This window comes from Thalassotalea marina, assembly GCF_014656435.1.
In the GTDB taxonomy this organism is placed as follows: Bacteria; Pseudomonadota; Gammaproteobacteria; order Enterobacterales; family Alteromonadaceae; genus Thalassotalea_C; species Thalassotalea_C marina.
On sequence record NZ_BNCK01000001.1, the window covers coordinates 301,053 to 320,179 of the forward strand.

At 40.7% G+C, this 19,127-nt stretch carries 18 protein-coding genes and 1 riboswitch; of the genes, 15 read left to right on the forward strand and 3 right to left on the reverse strand.

Annotation, left to right across the window (positions count from 1 at the left end):
* From cobT to IE199_RS01355, 9 genes are all read left to right on the forward strand, one after another.
* On the forward strand, positions 1-1,077 hold the full coding sequence (gene cobT, locus IE199_RS01315; RefSeq protein ID WP_229854461.1) for a nicotinate-nucleotide--dimethylbenzimidazole phosphoribosyltransferase: 1,077 nt from the start codon (positions 1-3) through the stop codon (positions 1,075-1,077).
* Entirely contained in the window at positions 1,077-1,883 is an 807-nt protein-coding gene (locus IE199_RS01320; RefSeq protein WP_189766913.1) for an adenosylcobinamide-GDP ribazoletransferase, read from the forward strand. Before cobT ends, IE199_RS01320 begins: the two co-directional genes overlap by 1 nt.
* Positions 1,883-2,449, forward strand: a complete 567-nt coding sequence (gene cobU, locus IE199_RS01325) for a bifunctional adenosylcobinamide kinase/adenosylcobinamide-phosphate guanylyltransferase (RefSeq protein ID WP_189766914.1) — start codon at positions 1,883-1,885, stop codon at positions 2,447-2,449. The genes IE199_RS01320 and cobU overlap by 1 nt, the downstream gene beginning before the upstream one ends.
* Positions 2,449-3,105: a histidine phosphatase family protein gene (locus IE199_RS01330; protein ID WP_229854462.1), complete on the forward strand. Its 657-nt coding sequence runs from the start codon at positions 2,449-2,451 to the stop codon at positions 3,103-3,105. Before cobU ends, IE199_RS01330 begins: the two co-directional genes overlap by 1 nt.
* Positions 3,105-4,580 carry a cobyric acid synthase gene (locus IE199_RS01335; protein WP_189766915.1) on the forward strand — a complete coding sequence of 492 codons (1,476 nt, stop codon included), beginning with the start codon at positions 3,105-3,107 and terminating at the stop codon, positions 4,578-4,580. Before IE199_RS01330 ends, IE199_RS01335 begins: the two co-directional genes overlap by 1 nt.
* The gene (cobO, locus tag IE199_RS01340) at positions 4,580-5,182 is read left to right on the forward strand and encodes a cob(I)yrinic acid a,c-diamide adenosyltransferase (protein ID WP_189766916.1); all 603 of its coding nucleotides are present in this window, start codon (positions 4,580-4,582) and stop codon (positions 5,180-5,182) included. Before IE199_RS01335 ends, cobO begins: the two co-directional genes overlap by 1 nt.
* Complete coding sequence (locus IE199_RS01345) at positions 5,182-6,048, forward strand: cobalamin-binding protein (RefSeq protein WP_189766917.1); 867 nt, start codon at positions 5,182-5,184, stop codon at positions 6,046-6,048. Before cobO ends, IE199_RS01345 begins: the two co-directional genes overlap by 1 nt.
* Before the next feature lie 2 nt (positions 6,049-6,050).
* Positions 6,051-6,207, forward strand: a riboswitch (cobalamin riboswitch).
* A gap of 36 nt (positions 6,208-6,243) precedes the next feature.
* Positions 6,244-8,085, forward strand: a complete 1,842-nt coding sequence (locus tag IE199_RS01350) for a TonB-dependent receptor domain-containing protein (RefSeq protein ID WP_189766918.1) — start codon at positions 6,244-6,246, stop codon at positions 8,083-8,085.
* 296 nt (positions 8,086-8,381) lie between these two features.
* Positions 8,382-9,761, forward strand: coding sequence for a PhoH family protein (locus tag IE199_RS01355; RefSeq protein WP_189766919.1), 1,380 nt, complete (start codon positions 8,382-8,384; stop codon positions 9,759-9,761).
* An 84-nt stretch (positions 9,762-9,845) separates the two neighbouring features.
* On the opposite strand, the gene IE199_RS01360 is transcribed toward IE199_RS01355, so the two are convergent.
* The gene (locus tag IE199_RS01360; RefSeq protein WP_189766920.1) at positions 9,846-10,010 is read right to left on the reverse strand and encodes a CCGSCS motif protein; all 165 of its coding nucleotides are present in this window, start codon (positions 10,008-10,010) and stop codon (positions 9,846-9,848) included.
* A gap of 51 nt (positions 10,011-10,061) precedes the next feature.
* Positions 10,062-12,353 (reverse strand): nitric-oxide reductase large subunit, encoded by a 2,292-nt coding sequence (locus tag IE199_RS01365; protein WP_189766921.1) that lies wholly within the window; start codon positions 12,351-12,353, stop codon positions 10,062-10,064.
* Positions 12,354-12,988: 635 nt separating this feature from the next.
* Here IE199_RS01365 and IE199_RS01370 point away from each other — a divergent pair.
* The gene (locus tag IE199_RS01370; RefSeq protein WP_189766922.1) at positions 12,989-13,423 is read left to right on the forward strand and encodes an Rrf2 family transcriptional regulator; all 435 of its coding nucleotides are present in this window, start codon (positions 12,989-12,991) and stop codon (positions 13,421-13,423) included.
* Between the two features lie 90 nt (positions 13,424-13,513).
* Here the strand turns inward: IE199_RS01370 and IE199_RS01375 are convergent, their stop codons facing one another.
* On the reverse strand, positions 13,514-14,545 hold the full coding sequence (locus IE199_RS01375) for an NAD(P)/FAD-dependent oxidoreductase (protein ID WP_189766923.1): 1,032 nt from the start codon (positions 14,543-14,545) through the stop codon (positions 13,514-13,516).
* A gap of 277 nt (positions 14,546-14,822) precedes the next feature.
* Here IE199_RS01375 and IE199_RS01380 point away from each other — a divergent pair, with 277 nt between their 5' ends.
* From IE199_RS01380 to IE199_RS01400, 5 genes are read left to right on the forward strand one after another with little or no spacing between them, the layout of a single operon-like run.
* The gene (locus IE199_RS01380; RefSeq protein ID WP_189766924.1) at positions 14,823-15,506 is read left to right on the forward strand and encodes a thermostable hemolysin; all 684 of its coding nucleotides are present in this window, start codon (positions 14,823-14,825) and stop codon (positions 15,504-15,506) included.
* A complete protein-coding gene (locus tag IE199_RS01385; protein ID WP_189766925.1) occupies positions 15,503-16,969 on the forward strand; it encodes an AMP-binding protein in 1,467 nt (488 codons plus the stop codon). Before IE199_RS01380 ends, IE199_RS01385 begins: the two co-directional genes overlap by 4 nt.
* A complete protein-coding gene (locus IE199_RS01390) occupies positions 16,956-17,642 on the forward strand; it encodes an iron-containing redox enzyme family protein (protein WP_189766926.1) in 687 nt (228 codons plus the stop codon). The genes IE199_RS01385 and IE199_RS01390 overlap by 14 nt, the downstream gene beginning before the upstream one ends.
* On the forward strand, positions 17,632-18,423 hold the full coding sequence (locus IE199_RS01395; protein ID WP_189766927.1) for an SDR family oxidoreductase: 792 nt from the start codon (positions 17,632-17,634) through the stop codon (positions 18,421-18,423). The genes IE199_RS01390 and IE199_RS01395 overlap by 11 nt, the downstream gene beginning before the upstream one ends.
* Positions 18,420-19,082, forward strand: coding sequence for a tetratricopeptide repeat protein (locus IE199_RS01400; RefSeq protein WP_189766928.1), 663 nt, complete (start codon positions 18,420-18,422; stop codon positions 19,080-19,082). Before IE199_RS01395 ends, IE199_RS01400 begins: the two co-directional genes overlap by 4 nt.
* The last annotated feature ends 45 nt before the right edge of the window (positions 19,083-19,127 follow it).

Here is a 19,127-nt window from a genome sequence, read left to right on the forward strand (position 1 = left end):
ATGTTTAATCTAGCTATGTTTGATGTATCGCCACTTGGCAGTGAATTTTCGCAACAAATTCAACAGCAGATTGACAGCAAAACCAAGCCGCTAGGCGCGCTTGGTCAGTTGGAGCAACTTGCAAGGCAGCTCGCTAATATTCAGGCGCAGCGCACCGGACAATGGCAAAACATTCAGTTAGCTCCTCAGGTTATTGTCTTTGCAGGCGATCATGGCATTGCACAACAAGGTGTCAGTATTGCGCCAAGCGAAGTGACGCAACAAATGGTGTTAAATTTTATCCATGGAGGCGCAGCAATTAACTGTTTTTGCCAGAGCAATTCGCTGCCATTACATATTGTTGATGCGGGCATCTTATTGCCTATTGCCAGTGAATTAGCCGTGCAAACAGATAACTTTACTGAATCTAGGTTAGGTGCGGGGACACAAGATTTTAGCCAGCAAGCGGCGATGACGCTGACACAAGTTGAGCAAGGTTTGTTGGCGGGCAAGGCAATTGTCCAAGAGAAAATAGCACAAGGTGCAACGGTGATGATGTTTGGTGAAATGGGAATCGCCAATACCAGCTCGGCCACCGCGATTGCGTCGATATTATTAAAACAACCTGTCGAGCAACTAGTGGGCAAAGGCACGGGTATTAGCGAGCAGCAACTAGCACTGAAAACACAGTTAATCAGCCAAGGTGTTGAACGTGCGATTGCTCAGGGTGCTACTGACAATGCGCTAACACTGCTTAGTGAAGTAGGTGGTTTTGAAATTGTGCAAATTACCGGCGCTATTTTAGCTTGTGCACAAGCGCATATCCCTGTTTTAGTTGATGGTTTTATTGTCAGTGCTGCTGCATTGGCCGCTTATCAGATAAATCCCGCCGTAAAAGACTATTTAATCTTTGCGCATCAATCTGATGAACACGGTCATCAAGCGATGTTAAAAGCATTTAATGCCCAGCCTTTATTGCAACTAGATTTACGCCTTGGGGAAGGTACGGGGGCGGCACTAGCCATGCCATTGTTAAACGCAGCAGCAAGTTTTTATAACCACATGGCCAGTTTTGAAAGTGCTGGAGTGACGGTGTAATGGCAACGCCAATTTATCAGCAGTTTGAACAACAATGGCGCTATTTTCGCCTTGCATTGCAGTTTTTCACTCGCATACCTGTTGGCCATATTGCTGATTTTAAAGAAGCTGATTTAAACAAAGCCAGCCGTTATTTTTCATTAGTGGGTTTAACGGTAGCGCTGTTACTTGCGTTAACTTACCACTTGTTGAGTGGCTTTCTACCGCTAAGTGTGACGGTCGTTTTATTATTAGTGGTCAGCGTTTTAATCACCGGGGCTTTTCATGAAGATGGTCTTGCTGACATGGCTGATGGTATCGGTGGCGGTTACACCGTAGAAAAGCGCCTAACGATTATGAAAGACAGTCGGTTAGGTACTTACGGTGCATTGGCGATTGTGCTGCCAACAGCATTAAAGCTGGTGTTGTTTTTTCATTTGGCAGAACTTGAATTATTAGTTTTTGCTTTGCTGTTATCTCATGCCTTATCTCGTGCTGTTGCCGGCAGTTTGATTTTTGATACACCGTATGTGACTGAAGACAGCGAGAGTAAAAGTAAACCTTTAGCACAACAGCAATCTAGCTCGGATTGTTGGTGGTTGTTTGCCATCGCGTTAATGCCATTAGTTGTTGCACCAACTGGCGTTGTGAGCATTAGTTTTGTGTTTTATTTAGCGCTGGTATTACTCGTTTTCCGTTGGTTATTTAAGCGTTGGATAATGGCACGCTTAGGTGGTTTTACTGGTGATTGTTTAGGTGGTGCACAGCAAATGGCTGAACTTCTGATCGCGTTATTCATTTTATCAATGGCTGGAGGCCTGGGTTAATGTTGCATTTAGTTACCGGTGGTGCGCGAAGCGGAAAATCGAGCTTTGCAGAAAACTGGCTTATCGAACAGCATCAACAAAGTGCCAACGGCTGTCGTTTATATTATTTGGCCACTGCGCAAGCATTTGACGACGAAATGCGTCAGCGTATCGCTTTACACCAACAAGGTCGTCTATCTCAAGGCTGGCAGTTAATTGAAACACCAACAAAAGTGATTGAGCAGTTAACCACACTCAGTGATCACAGTTTTGTGTTACTTGATTGTTTAACCTTATGGCTGAGTAATCATTTGTTAATGCTAGAGGAAACTGCAAGCTTTAGTGATAAAAGTGAGCAACTGAGCGGGCATGTTAAAACACTTTCACAAGGGCTTGCTGAGCAAGCCAAACGAATGACCATCGTCGTGGTAGCCAATGAAGTGGGATTAGGCATTGTGCCTCTTGGTGAACTGAACCGATTGTTTGTTGATCATGCGGGTTGGTTAAATCAGCAAATCGCGGCAAATGCGCAACAAGTCACCTTGGTGACCGCGGGAATTCCATTGACATTAAAAGGAAATTTATAGTGGCCAATATTTATTTATTACGACATGGCAAAGTTGATGGTGAAGCGGCGTTATATGGTCATACCGATGTACCCGTAACTCCGGCGACCAATGAAAAAATTAATCAAGACTTTACCGCATTTTGCCAGCGCAAAAACATTACGATAGATCACATGGTGACTTCACCACTTATTCGCTGTTTGTCACTTGCTCAATTGATTGCTAGTTCAAGGTCACTCGCAGCACCTAAGGCATTAGATGCGATTAAAGAGATGAATTTTGGACAGTATGACGGAGTACCTTTTGATGCCCTGCATCAACAACCTGAACACTGGCAAGTGTTGGAAAAATTTTGGCAAGATCCTGTTCAACAGAGCTTGCCAGAAGCAGAATTATTAACCGGGTTTTCTTATCGTGTTAGCCATGCATGGCAGCAATTAGTTGAACAAGCTCGTCATCTTGAGCAAAACACCCTAGTGGTGTGCCATGGTGGTGTGATCCGCATGATTTTGGCGCATGTGCTCAATGTCGATTTTCGCAACCCGCTTTGGTACACCCAATTGTCGATTGGTAATGGTAGCTTAACAACCATTGAGGTTAAGGAAAATGACACGCGCGTGAAACACATTGCTAAACCTCTTGATGGCTTTTCGACAGCTTCGGAGCAAGTGGCCTGATGAATAAAACTATTATGGTGCAAGGCACCACCAGTGATGCTGGTAAAAGCACGCTTGTTGCTGCGCTTTGTCGCATTTATGCCGACAAGGGCTTAAAGGTTGCGCCATTTAAGCCACAAAACATGGCGTTAAACAGCGCGGTAACACCTGATGGTGGAGAAATAGGTCGAGCGCAAGCAGTGCAAGCGATTGCTGCTCGAGTGCCGCTATCGGTACACTTTAATCCGGTGTTACTTAAACCTGAATCAGATAGAAAAGCACAAGTGATTATTCACGGTAAAATGCTTAATCGAATGGATGCTGTGCTTTACCATGATTACAAAAAAGTGGCGATGCAAGCGGTGCTTGAGTCACATCAATTGTTAACCTCAAACTACGATCGTGTGGTGGTAGAAGGCGCTGGAAGCCCAGCGGAGATTAACCTGCGTGCTAATGATATTGCCAATATGGGGTTTGCCGAAGAGGCGGATTGCCCCGTGATTATTATTGCTGATATCGACAAAGGTGGCGTATTTGCACATTTAGTTGGCACCTTGGAATTACTGTCGGAGTCAGAGCAGCAACGTGTTGTCGGCTTTGTTATTAACCGTTTTCGTGGCGATATTAAGTTATTGGAATCTGGCCTAACTTGGTTAGAGCAAAAAACCGGTAAGCCGGTCTTAGGTGTTTTACCCTACATTCATGGTCTGCATATCGCAGCAGAAGATGCGGTTGTGCAAGATCAACAAAAGGAAAACACTAAGCTCAAAGTAATAGTGCCGGTGACACCACGCATGAGTAATCACAATGACTTTGATGCGCTACGTATTCACCCTGAGATAGATTTAGAGTTTGTTTATTCTTCCGAAGTGGCTCAAGTAGATTTACCGCCCGCTGATTTAATTATTCTGGCAGGCAGTAAAAATACTCGCCAAGACTTAGCCTTTTTGAAGCAGCAAGGCTGGGATAAACAAATACATCGTCATTTACGTTATCAAGGTAAAGTGTTTGGCATTTGTGGTGGTTATCAAATGTTGGGCGAATTCATTGCGGATCCGTCAGGCATGGAGGGGCAACCCGGTGAAAGTGAAGGCTTAGGGTTACTACCTATCACAACCGAATTAACAGGTGATAAAACCTTAGTCAATCAACAAGCCATACTTGAACTGGCTGGTGAACGAGTATCGGTAGCAGGTTATGAAATTCATGTTGGTAAAAGCCAACTGACGGCAACTATTCAACAGATTTTACACTTTAGTGACAAAATCGATGGTGCTATTAGTGACGATCAGCAAGTGGCGGGTTGTTATTTACATGGCGTGTTCGACCAGAATAATGCCATTTCATTGTTGGCGAAGTGGTGTAATGTTTCATTGCAAGCGCAGCAAGATTTATCAGAGATACAAGAACAAGCGATCGAAAAACTGGCACAGTCGTGTCAACAACATTTAGATTTAGAAAAATTAGAACAAGCACTAGTTAACTGGAGAGCGTAATGAACGATCAGGACAAGCAAGATAAACACAAAGCAAGACAACAAAAGATCAAAGAAAAAGTTGATGCTCGTATCGCGGCAGCCAAAGATGATAAAGGGTTGTTGTTAGTGATCACCGGTAACGGCAAGGGAAAATCTACTGCAGGTTTTGGTGTTGTCACTCGTTCAGTAGGGCACGGCTTAAAAGCGGCAGTTTGTCAGTTTATTAAAGGCACTTGGGACTGTGGTGAGCGTAACTTATTGGAGCAACATGGCGTACCGTTTTACGTGATGAAAACAGGCTTTACATGGGAAACGCAAAACAAAGAAACTGATATGGCAGCAGCTGAAATTGTTTGGCAAGAAGCGAAAAAGCTATTAAACGATGAAAGCATCAATACCGTGTTGTTAGATGAGCTGACCTATATGCTCAAGTATAACTATTTAGATATTGACGATGTTTTAGAAACCATTGCTAATCGTCCAGAAGGACAGCACGTTGTTGTGACTGGCCGCGCAGCACATCGCCGTTTGATAGAAATTGCCGATACTGTGTCGGAAGTTCAATCAATAAAACACGCTTTTGAAGCGGGCATTAAAGTGCAAAAAGGGATTGATTGGTAATGAAAACCATCGTCAGCTTAGTGCTGTTAACTTTAGCCTTTGTATCACCTGAAGCTAACGCCGAGCAACAAACAAAAGAGGCGAAACGCATTATTGCTCTTGCGCCTCATATTGTTGAAAACCTGTTCCAAATTGGTGCGGGCGATAGGGTCATTGGTACTACAGATCACTCTGACTACCCCGAGGCCGCAAAAAGCATCCCAAGAATTGGTAATTACGCCAGATTAAACATTGAAGATATTTTAGCGGCAGATCCTGACCTTATCATCGCGTGGAAAACAGGTAACCCAACGGATGATCTAGAACGCCTAGCAAAATTTGGCATTCGAATTGTTTATTCTGATCCACATAGCCCAGAAGATGTTGCCGGTGAGTTTCGCCGTTTTGGTGAGTTAACGGGTTTAGAGCAACAAGCCGAACAACAAGCGATTGGCTATTTGGCAAAGCTGAATAAGATCAAACAGCAGTATCAAGACAAACCATGGGTAAGTGCATTTTATGAGTTATGGCCAAGACCATTAACGAGCATTGCCGCCAATGCGTGGCCACAACACTTGATCAATATTTGTCGCGCCAATAACCCGTTTGTGCAAAGTAAAACAGATTATCCACAAATAAATTTAGAACAAGTGGTATTAAAAAATCCTCAGCTGATTATTCAGCCACGTTCTAGTGCAAGATCTATTACTGATGAAATTAACTGGAAACAGTGGTCAGATATTCCAGCGGTAAAAAATAACGCATTTATTCATCCGGATGAAAATCAACTTCATCGGATGACTTCACGCGCTTTGAACGAGTTAACTTTGCTGTGTCAGCAGATAGACGAGATCAGAGAGCGTCATTATAAACAGGCTGGATTATAACCAGCATTTTTTCGAGTTAAGGAGTTTAGCAAGTGAATGTCTGACAGATAAACGCTTGACTAAACACTTAGGGAAACTGGTGAAAATCCAGTGCTGCCCCCGCAACGGTAAATTGGCTTTGCCAACAGCCCGGAGACCGGCCTTAACTTTTTATTCTGTCTAATCAATGCGGTGGGCGTTGATAGCGAGGAGCATATGAAACACAATTTAATTACTACTGCTGTAATGGCAGCACTTTCTTTATCTCAACCTGTTTTTGCTAATCAATCTACCGAGGTTGATGAACAAATTACCATTACAGCCAACCGCACAGCGACAAATGCAGATGACGTACTTGTATCACAGGTGGTTATTACTCGTGCTGATATTGAAAAAATTCAAGCTAAATCGGTATTAGATGTTTTAGCAACTGTCGCTGGTATTGATATTGCGGCCAATGGTGGTCGCGGTCAAAACTCATCGGTATTTATGCGTGGTGCTAACTCTGACCATACTTTAGTACTTGTTAACGGTGTACGTGTCGGCTCTGCCACTTTGGGTTCAACCAATCTAAATGAAATCGCCCCTGAGTTAATTGAGCGAATTGAAATTGTTAAAGGGCCTCGTGCAGCACTATGGGGTTCAGACTCTATTGGTGGTGTAGTACAAATTTTTACCCGTAAACTTGACGGCGGTGAACACTTCGTTAATGCCACCGTGGGTAGTGAAGGTTATAACAAATTAGGTGCTGGTATTGGCATTGATCATGGTGACGGTTTTACCAGCGTAAGTGTTAACCGTGAAGAAAGTAACGGTTTCGATGTAAAAGATGATGCTGAAACTGATAACGATGGTTTTAAATATGAGTCACTAGCCATTAACGGTCAGCAACAAGTGAGTGATGCTCTGGCGTTAACTTGGTTAGCGCAAGTGGAAGAAGGTGAAACAGAATACGACAGTAGCTACCAAAATAAATCTGACGTAAGTAATTACCTTTGGAATATAGGCGCCGCCTATTCAACGACGGTTAACGGCAAAGCCAATAATACAAAAGTTTCGCTAAGTCAAAGTCGTTCATCAAATATTAACTATGGTAATAGCTTCAAAAAGGCTAATGGCAGTGTATTTGATACTCGTCGTAGCCAATTATCGGTGGTTAACCACACTGAACTTGCAACTAACTGGCAGTTAAACTTAGGCGCTGATTTTTACGATGAGAGTTTAAAAGGTAGTGATACGTTTAGCCAAAATCAGCGCGATGTTTCTGGTTATTTTGCCCATACCGTCTATAACCAAGATGCACTAACTTATGAATTGGCTGTTCGTTATGACGACGTAGAAACCGTGGATTCTGAAACAACTTATAATGCGAGTGTGGGTTACGAGTTCAGTGAAGATACACGCATTGTGGTATCAACAGGTACAGGTTTTAAAGCGCCAACATTTAACGACCTTTATTACCCTGAAAAATGGGGCTCAATTGGCAATCAGGACCTATTGTCTGAAACATCAGAAACAGTTGAAATAAACTTTACAACTCTGTTCAGTGACGTGGCTGTTTCATTTAATTTGCATCAAACGGATGTTGATAATCTGATCAAGTGGGACGGTGCTGTACGAGATGACGGTTTAGCAACGCCTGCAAACATTGAAGAAGTTGAAATTCAAGGTGCAGAGCTTGGTTTAAAATACCCAGCAAGTCACGGTACTCATCAGTTAAATGTTAGTTATATTGATGCCGAAGATGTTGCAAAAAATAGACAATTGGCTCGTCGCTCTAAAAACCTAGCCAACTACAAGTTTACTACAGAAGTGGCCGATGCAGATCTTTACTTTGAATGGCAGTATAAGGGTAAGCGCTATGATGATCCATGGGGTAAGCCTCGTCTTACGCTAGATAGCTACCAGTTAATTAACTTAGGCGCCAGTTATCCATTAAGTGATAAGTTAAAAATTGAAGCAAAAATCAATAACGCGTTTAATGAACAATATCAAACGACTAACAATTACTTCTCACAAGATCGTACCGTTTATTTTGGTGTTAGTTACCAAAACTAAAGCATTAAAAAATAACTAGTATTTAGTTTAAAAGCTCGGTAACAAATATTGTTGCCGAGCTTTTTTTTTATTTGGTGTTATCGTTTTTTTTCACATATAGTCAATATAAGGAACAACAAAAAAGCCGCTTGCAACTGGTTTAATAAACTGTCAAAGTGGAATGGCTTCATTCATTAAGTGACGCGAGGAGGGTCAAACTTCAACGGTATTGGTTGATTAAATTGACGGCGTTAATTGGTAGGGCTTGCCAATTTGATTGACACAGGAATTTTCTATTTTTGAGGAATTTTGTGTATATGACTGAAGAAAAAACCATTTATATTTTAGATACTAACATCTTACTTCACGAACCCTTCGCTTTTTTATCTTTCCAAGAACACGATGTTATCGTTCCGATGACTGTATTAGAAGAATTAGACTCTATTAAAGATCGCCATAAAGATGTTAGTCGAGATGCTCGGGTTGCTATTCGAGCGTTAGAAGATGCGCTAGCTAATGCTACTCCTGAAGAAGTGCTTGCCGGTGTGCCATTACCTAAAAGAGAAGATGCTTCAAAAACTGGAACTTTGTCCATTTTTAATGATTACACCTTAGAACAAAAGGCAGGCAAACTATCATTTAACGATAACGACAACCGCATCATAAATACAGCGTTACATATTCAAGCAGAGAAAAAGAATAAAAAAGTGGTGTTAGTGACCAAAGACATTAACATGCGCTTAAAGGCCAAAGGTGCTGGATTAAAACATGTTGAGGATTATAGGACCGACCAACTTATTGATGATATTCAGTTTTTAACTAAAGGTTATCACAAATTCTCTGGCGATTTTTGGCAACAAGTTAAAGATTGTGAAAGTGAATCAGAAGGGCGCAATACCACTCATTACATCAGTAAAGGGGTTTTACCTAACGCCTATATTAATGAATATTTATTAGACGAAGGTGAGCATTTTGCCGGTAAAGTTGTTGGTTGGGATGATTCTCGATTGGCGATAGCCGATATCAGCCGTGAACGTTTAATGGCAAAACAAGCTTGGGGCATTCACCCTAAAAATATTTATCAAGGTATGGCGATGGATGCCTTACTTGATCCAACGATAGATTTGGTCATTTTAACTGGTCCTGCTGGTTGCGGTAAAACCTTACTGGCGCTTGCCTCTGCACTTGAGTTAGTGGTTGAACGTGGCCTGTATGACAAAGTGATTGTCACGCGCAGTACCCCAGAAATTGCAGAATCTATTGGCTTTTTACCTGGCACTGAAGAAGAGAAAATGGCACCGTGGTTAGCTGCGATTACCGACTCTTTAGAAGTGTTGCATAAACAAGATGAAAATATGAATGGCAGCATGAACTACATCATGGACAAAGCCAATATTCAGTTTAAATCGGTTAACTTTATGCGTGGTCGAAGTATTCAAAATGCCTTTGTATTGCTCGATGAATGTCAAAACCTGACAGCGTCTCAGTTAAAAACCATCATCACCCGCTGTGGAGAGGGGACTAAACTGGTGTGTTCTGGTAACTTGGCACAAATTGACAGTAATTACTTAACCGCATTAACTTCGGGTTTAACCTATATTGTTGAGCGCTTTAAAGATTTTCCTGGTAGTACAACGGTTAATCTTAACGGTGTTGTTCGAAGCCGCTTGGCATCATTTGCCGAAGAAAATTTATAATGTTAATCAGCAGTAGTCAGCTGTAGGTAAGATCCGACGGCTGACTATCACGTAATTTAAAAGTTATTAAATTTTATTTTTCAGTTATTGGCCACCACAACCGCCGCAGCAAGCACCATCTTCTCCATGCACAGGTTTGCCCTTGTCTTCGTTGTCGTTTTCTACTTGGTGCTCGACATTAGGCGGTAAGCTTTCCTGATCTATTGCTGGCTTATTTTCATCCTTTGACGAATTAAATAGATTAAACATATTGGTATCCTTTGTTGGTAAAAGTAGTTAAAAAGTCATCAAATATTGGCTTTATTTAGCCGCAATACGATGTGGTTTTGTCGATATTGGTTCATCAACATCTTCAGAATATATTTTGAGTTTACAAATGGCTTTGAATCCAAAAACAATGAGAAGAAGTCCGCCAATGCCAAACACAATATCACCTGGAACTCGCCACCATACTAATGATTCAACCAATGGAGAATGCAATACTTCCGGGGATCTAGCGTACCAATAGCCAACATCAACAGATGCGAGCATTTGAATGATACCTATGGGAAGTAAAGACAAAACGGCCATCATCACTAGTCCAATATTTAGTGACCAAAAAGATAATTTTAGGTATTTGTCACTCCAATATTGATTTGCCGTTAAACTTCTTAAACAAAATAACATTAAGCCGATACCTAAATTGCCATACACCCCCATAAAAGCGGTGTGAGCATGTAATGCTGTAGTATTTAAACCTTGGATGTAATAAAGCGATATTGGCGGATTGATGAGGAAACCTAACATTCCTGCTCCAACTAAGTTCCAAAATGCTGTTGCGACAAAAAACAATACTGCCCATCGATATTTTGTCATCCATGCCGAGGCTTTTGATAGTTTATAGCTTTCATACGCCTCATAACCAATAAGTGCTAATGGAACCACTTCTAATGCTGAAAAACTGGCACCCCATGCAATAATCGAGGTTGGTGTTCCTGTCCAATACAAATGATGAAGTGTGCCTAAAATTCCCCCCGTCAGGAAAATAACGGTTGAAAATAAAACTGCTGAATTTGCTGACGCTGCTCTAATTAAGCCCAAACGGACAAACATTAATGCAATAACAGATGCAGCAAAGGTTTCAAAAAAGCCCTCTACCCATAAATGTACCACCCACCAGCGCCAGTATTCTGCAACCGCTAAGTGGGTATGTTTACCCATGAATAACCCAGCAGCATAAAACAGGCCTATGGCGATTGATGAAAGAAATAGAATGTAGATGACAGGTTTGTGATCGTGATTTTGTTTTAACGCAGGTAGGATTGCTCTGGTTACAAGAATTAACCATATAGTTAAACCAGTTAGTAGAACGATCTGCCACAACCTGCCTAAGTCGACAAATTCATAACCTTGATGCCCTATCCAGTAACTTAAATCTAAATCGAATGCTTGTTGAACTGCCGCCCATTCGCCTACCATTGAACCAACAACCAAGATTAATAAAGCAAGCCAAAGAATGTTTACCCCAAATTTTTGATATTTTGGTTCATGTCCTGATAACGCAGGAGCAATAAATAGCCCAGTGCCTAGCCATGCGGTAGCAATCCAAAATACGGCGAGTTGCGTGTGCCAAGTTCGAGTCACTGAGTATGGTAGAATTTCGGCTAATTCAAAACCATAAAAATGGTGACCTTCTACTGCGTAGTGCGCGGTGATACCGCCTAGAATAATTTGTAATAAGAATAAAAGCATGGCAGTTAAAAAGTATTTTTTAACTGCTTGTTGCGATGGGGTTAACGATATTGATAACAGCGGATCACTTAATGATGGTTTAGGTAGTTGCTCATGTTTAAGTGAAGCGTGATACCAAACTAAAGCGCCTATTCCTCCTATCAAAAATACCACAGAGAAAAGAGACCAGCCCAATACATTGCCGGTAGGAACGTTGCCAACAAGTGGTTCGTGAGGCCAATTACTGGTGTAGCTAATGTCTTTATCCGGTCGATTAGTTACAGTAGCCCATGTTGACCAAAATAAAAACGCAGTTAATTGTCTGCGATGTTCTTCAGTGTTAACTGGGTTATTTTTAATCGCATAGGACTCCCTAAGCTTTTCAAAATCTGGGTGATCTGAAAACAATTTCTGATAGTAATCTTGCTGTTCAAGAATTACTTTGTGTCTTTGTTCGGAAACATATAAAGTTCGGGTTGATTCGTCGAAGCGGTTTAGTCGTATATTTTGTTTTAGCTGTCCCTCAACATAAGATTGTTCAGGTGTGCTCAATTTATCATAACTTAAACCAAATTGATCTAAACCTAAATAATTCATAGTATTGATAGCTTCGCGATGCAGCCAATCTGCATTCCAATCGGGAGCGAGCAGGCTACCATGGCCCCAAATAGAACCAACTTGATGCCCACCCATTGAACGCCAAACTAACTGACCACGTTCAATATCATTTTTAGTAAAAATGACCGTGCCGTTGTCGGATAAGACTTTTTCTGGGATAGGTGGTGCCTTTTGATATATCTCACCACCCAAATACAGCAGTATGGCAAAAGAGGTTATACAAATAACACCTAGAGCCCACCATGTTTTTTTTATAAAGCTCATGAGTTAACTCCTCAACATTAAAGAAAAATTAACGCACAACTGATTGTTTGTTTTAGCTCGCATTGATGATAATTCAACCTCAGCGAGTAGTACTGGCGTAACACCGTCACTTTTAATGCTCGATAGAAATCTAGTGAGATTGCTAAATTCCCACCCAAAAAATGACAAACACCGCATAGACATCATAATTTTTCCATATTTAAAGTGCATTTCAAATGTATGTTAAACGTTTAAGGTACATTTTAAAAGTATCTTTTTTGAGTTTAGGGTAAGAATTGTCGAAAAAATAGCCAGAGACAAAAGCGCAAAGTGAATCGGTGATAAGGGGAACTGTCATAAATAACAATTAGTTGACACTGAAAATGAGAGTCGTTTGATAAATGTTAATAATTATAGTCAGGTGTTAGCCTGAACAAGGCATTAGTAAGGTCTTTAGTGCTTAAAGAGTAAATCTACGTCGTCCGCTCAGCAATAGGCTGAGGTGAAAGGTGATCAATGTTTAGAGGAATTTAAAATGTTTCAGTTTTCAAATGTAGTTTAATCAAGTAATTAAACTGAGTATCACTTTACTATGGTACATTTAAAAAGTATGTTAAATTTCGCAGCAAATGACATAGAAAAAATCAGGATATTAAATGCAATTAACCCGTTATACAGATTACGGTTTGCGAGTATTAGTTTATCTTGCTCTATTACCTAAAGGGGAAAGAGCAAGTATTACTGTAATTAGTGAGACGTATGATATATCGCGTAATATCATCAACAAAATTGTCCATCAACTTGGTAAAGAAGGGCTAATAAGCACCTATAGAGGAAAGGGGGGAGGGTTTGAGTTAAAAAAACACCCTAAGGAAATTAATATTGGTGAGGTCGTTCTGTTGCTAGAAAACTCAATGACAGTAATCGATTGTAATTCCCCTCAGTGTGTCATTTTGTCTTCCTGTAAACTGCAACACATACTTCATGAAGCGACCAATGCTTTTGTTGGCGTCCTAAAGTCGTATACCTTGAATGATTTGATTGGCTTAGAAAGAGAAAACTTAATTGAGTTATTGGAAATTTCTTGCTAATCGCATAAGTAATAATCCGTAAATTTGTTATCTAATACAGTAATTCAACGGCTGTATTTTTCTTTTCAAAAGCCAAAGTAAGTGGTGTAGTCATTTCAGTCGCTCGACAATTTTTTGATTAGTCGTTGTGTATATTGTCGCAACATGTTGTTCCCCACTTAGTGTTTGTTTTATTGAAAAAGCGGCTAGTGCAGCTTCATGAAACCCACTAAGTATGAGCTTACGTTTACCTTGATAATAATTAACATCACCTACGGCGTAGATACCCTCAACTGAGCTTTCAAAGTTTGCAGTGTCTACTACAATTGAGCGGTTGTGCATTTTTAATCCCCATTGTTCTACTGGACCGGGTTTAGGGTTTAATCCAAAAAAGACCAATAAGGAATCTAGCGATACAACGCGTTTTACGCCGTCTTTAGATTGCACAACGATAGCGGTTAATCTGTGGTTTGATTCTTTAAAGTCTATCACTTGCCCACATAAAAACTGCATTTTTAGCGCGTCACAGTTTGCATGCATTTTACTTATGCTTGCTGAGGTTGCCCTAAAATTAAGGCTTCGATGAATTAATACTATACTATTTGCAATTGGTAATAGGTTTTCAACCCAGTCAAAGGCACTGTCGCCACCTCCAAGTATCACTAAATCTTGGTCGCTAAACATTGCCGGGTCTTTTACATGATAAAAAAGTTGTTTTGCTTCGAATTGCTCAATGCCATTAACCTTTAGTTTTACCGGTTCAAAAGCGCCAGCTCCAGTTGCGATAACCACAGAGTTACAGTGAATGGTGTTATTTTTATCGGTGACTAACGTAAAGCTACCAACGCTATTTTTTATCAGCGTATGCACTTTGTTTTCTAATAAATATGTGGGCTTAAATGGTTTGCACTGTTCTATTAAATTATCAATGGTGGTTCTCCCCGTTGCCCCTACCAGTGCTGGGATATCGTAGATGGGTTTTTCAGGATATAAACTTGTACACTGACCGCCTACGTATGGTAATCCATCAATAACGATAGCAGAAAGGTCGTGAAGGCCAAGTTCAAATATTTGAAATAGTCCCACAGGGCCTGCACCTATGATGGCAACATCCGTGTGTAAAACTTGATTGTTAGTGCTCATAAACCACTCCGAAAAACTCTGCTGATTTCTTTTAAAGGTTAAATGTTTTTTGCTTCAAGTAGCCAAGCATTAGGCAGAGCAAAACAAAGATATCTGCATTATTACGTTAAATATAAAACATGCATATAAAATGTATGTTAATTTGTGTTAGTTGTCTATAACAAATTCACTCACGATTGCAGCGACTAAATAAAAAAATCAAAAGATTGCTTTTCTTAAGATTACGTTAAGGAATCAATTTTATAGTCAATCTATAGCATGCGGTCGGAGAGTAGCGATGCAAAATGTAGTAGAGACTAAAAAATTAATTACCCAAAGCAAAGCTGACACTATGTCGTTTGATTTAGATGTTTGCGCGATTGGTGATGGTGTTAAAAGAGCTGAAATTGAAGCCTTTATCAAAGCGGGATACAAAAAGTCTTTTAATGCAGATATTTCAGTCACTATGCCTAATCTATTGTATATCGAAGACAATGCGCTTAAAGCGGCATTAGGCATGAGAGGTTTTGGCCAAGAATTTTTCATTCAACAATATTTAGATCTGCCCGTAACCGACTATTTGCAAATAGAAAACGAAAAGGTCAAAGCAGAGCAGTTAGTCGAAATTGGCAGTTTATACAGCAACTCTAATCGCTTCACTATCCCTCTTTTTATGGTGACCGCGGTGACCTCATTTTTACTTGGTAAACACTTTTTATTGCTGTGTGGCACAGAACATGTGTTAGATCTTTTGGCAAAGTCGGGTGTTGCTTATCAAAAGCTAGCTAATGCTGATGCAACTAAGTTAACCAACAAGTCAGACGATTGGGGCAGTTACTATTTAACTAACCCGCAGGTGGTTGCAGTTAATTTAAATAATGTGATGAAGGTGATCGCTAACAATCGTTTTTATCACAAACTACTACATCGCTTGTCAGATAAAATCGACAATGCCTGTTCAAAAATGGCGGGCAAATTATGATTTTATCAGCAATCTCAAACATACCTGCTCACTGGCCAGCCATTCGTACAGCATTTGACGAAATTAGTTACGGTGAGTTATTTGAAAAAGTTGAACAAGTCAGGCTATGGCTGATATCGCATCAAACCAAGGTGTTATTGTTAGAAAGTGACAATGTACCTGAGTGGATATATATCGACCTGGCCTGTCAACAAGCGGGAGTGATTTTTGTGCCCGTACCGAGCTTTTTCTCCAAAAGCCAAATTGATTACATGATAGCTAAGGTAAAACCTGATCTTTATATACGGCCAAGCCAGTGTTCGAGTGATTGGTCTGCTTTTGTATTACCCTGCTTTCAGTATCAACAGATCGAACAAACAGCGCATGAGCTGGTCCCAAATGGTACTAGTAAGATCACCTTTACTTCTGGCTCGACAGGCTCGCCCAAAGGCGTTTGTTTAAGTATTGAAAATCAGTACCTAGTGGCTAAATCACTAGTGGAACGCATTGGAATAGAACGACCAGATCACTTTTGTTTATTATCGTTTTCAACCTTATTAGAAAATGTAGCGGGTGTATATGCGCCTCTAATGGCTGGCGGTACAATTTATGTGTTAACCAGCGAACAGCGTGGCTTTAACGGGGCGGTCATTACGTCAAGCAGTAAACTGCTTAGCGCTATTAGTGCCAGTTCGCCAACAAGTATTATCTTAGTGCCCGAGCTTTTACAGTTTTTCTTACATGCCGCAATGGCTGGGTGGCAAGCACCATCAACATTTGAGTTTATTGCTGTGGGTGGTAGTAAAGTGTCACCACAGTTAATCCAACAGGCTCAACAAATAGGGTTACCGGTTTATCAAGGGTATGGCCTGTCAGAATGTGCTTCTGTTGTCGCTTTATCTGACAAAGCACATACAGATTTACAATCTACCGGCCAAATTTTACCTCATTTAACCGTCAATATTGACCATGGTGAAGTGGTTGTTACTGGCAATAGTTTTTTAGGGTATTTGGGGGCACCAGATACTTGGTATCAAACACAAGTCAACACGGGAGATTTAGGTCAGTTATCAAACGGTCAATTAACGATTTCGGGGCGAGCGTCTAATTTAATCATTAATTCTTTTGGCAGAAATATTTCGCCTGAGTGGATTGAGTCTGAGTTGATGTCAACGGGAGCTTTTTCACAAGCGGTAGTTTTTGGTGATGCTAGACCTTATTTAGTTGCCCTCGTATTGCCCAGAGAACCCGATACTTTATACCACACGATTAATGACGCTATCGAGCGAGTAAATAAATCCACACCCGAATATGCGCATATTAAAAGTATACATGTGTTGTCTGAGTCACTGAGCTTTGAGCAGCAACAACTAACCAGTAATGGTCGACCCAAACGTCAAAAAATTTATCAAGATTACAGCCAAGAAATTAACGAACTTTATCAAATAGCCAACATAGAGGTGAGCTTTAATGAACTTATTTGAACGATTACAACAAGAGACTGTTGCAGAAAGAAACTACTTAGTTGCCTCGCCGATTATTAAACGTTGCTTTGAGGGAAATGTATCTGTTGACGACTACGTTAGGTTTTTAAGCCAAGCGTATCATCATGTTAAACACACAGTACCGTTATTGATGAACGTTGGTGCAAAACTTCCTGAGTCGCATGAATGGTTAAGAGAAGCTGTAGCAGAGTACATAGAAGAAGAGCTAGGACATCAAGAGTGGATCTTAAATGACATTGCCGCTTGTGGAGCAGACAAAGAACAGATTCGACAAAGTACGCCAGCATTTAGTACTGAATTGATGGTGTCTTATGCTTATGACAGCGTTAATCGCGTTTCACCATTAGCATTTTTTGGCATGGTTCATGTGTTGGAAGGCACTAGTATCGCCCTTGCTGGCAACGCTGCAGATGTTATCAAAAACAAATTACAGTTATCTAATAATGCCTTTTCTTATTTACGCTCACATGGTGCGTTAGATATAGAACATGTTAAGTTTTTTGAAGACTTAATGAACAAAATCACCGATATCAACGAACAAAATATCATTGTGGAAAGTGCCAAACGGTTTTACGTACTTTACGGCAATATCTTTAGATCGTTAGATGATGAAGGTGCCCTGTTTTTGTCGGAGAAAGCCTATGCAGCCTAATACTATTTGTTTATTAACGGGTGCTACCGGTGGTATTGGCCAAGCCATTGCCACCTTGTTAGACCAACAGGGTGTAACGCTAATTTTGCATGGTAGAGATAGTGAAAAGCTGGCGAACCTAAAACAGCGTTTACTCAAAAATCATCACACCATTGCCGGTGATTTAACAGACGCTCAAGATAGAGCTGCGCTGATGGAACAGGCTTTTTCCATGCCGGGTCTTCGCCCGAATATGCTAATTAACAATGCTGGAGTCTCAGAGTTTAAAGCGTTATCAGATACAAATTTAACTGATATCGAATACCTGCTAACGACTAATTTACTAGCAACTATCGATTTTACTAGATTGTTTTTGCAACGCTCACTACCTGCGAGCACTATCATCAATGTTGGTTCGGCATTTGGCGCCATAGGTTATCCAGGTTATTCCCTGTATTGTGCAAGCAAATTTGGCTTACGTGGTTTTACCGAAGCGTTACAGCGTGAATTGTATGGCTCAGGGCATCGAGTTTGTTACTTTGCACCTAGAGCGACTAACACCTCGATCAACTCCTCAACGGTCAATGAAATGAATGCTACCTTAGGTAATTGTGCAGATTCACCTGAAACGGTAGCAAAGGCGCTTTGGCAGCTTATTCAAAGTCAAAGTGCTAGAAAGTCAGTTGGTTGGCCTGAGAAGTTTTTTGCGCGATTAAATGGGTTATTACCGGAAGTGGTCGACAAAGCCATCACCAAACAAACAAAAGAAATACTTACTTTTGCTAAAGGAGAAAAGTTATGAAAGCTATGATCAACTTAATTGCCGCAGGTGCTCTGTATTTTTCGGCGTCGGTTTATGCAATGCCGGGACAAGATTTTGATACGTCGTTGTTATCAATACAACAAACTTGGGCGGCGACAAATTATGAGGCACAAGGTAAAGAGCAGAAAAAAGCCTTTGCCAGCTTATTAGAGCAGGCTGAGCAATTCACTCAAGATTATCCTGAAAGAGCAGAAGCTTGGATCTGGAAGGGGATAATAGCGTCGAGTTATGCTGGAGCCAAAGGTGGTTTAGGTGCTTTATCACTAGCAAAAGATGCAAAAAAATCACTAGAAAATGCGCTGAAAATTGATGAAAACGCCTTGATGGGATCAGCCTATACCAGTTTGGGTACACTTTATCATAAAGTACCTGGTTGGCCATTGGGGTTTGGTGATGACGATGATGCTAAAAAAATGTTGAATAAAGCCCTAACGATTAACCCAGAAGGTATCGATCCTAATTATTTTTATGGTGAATACCTCTACGATGAAGGCGACTATCAACAAGCGCTGGCTCATTTAGAAAAAGCTAAACACGCCAAACCACGAGAAACGCGCCCAATGGCCGATAAATATCGTCATGAAGAAATTGACATTTTACTGGCAAAAGTGAATAAAAAATTGAAAAAGACAAGGTAAAGTCAGTGCTTTATCATATAGTTAAATAAAAGATAAACGCCAAAA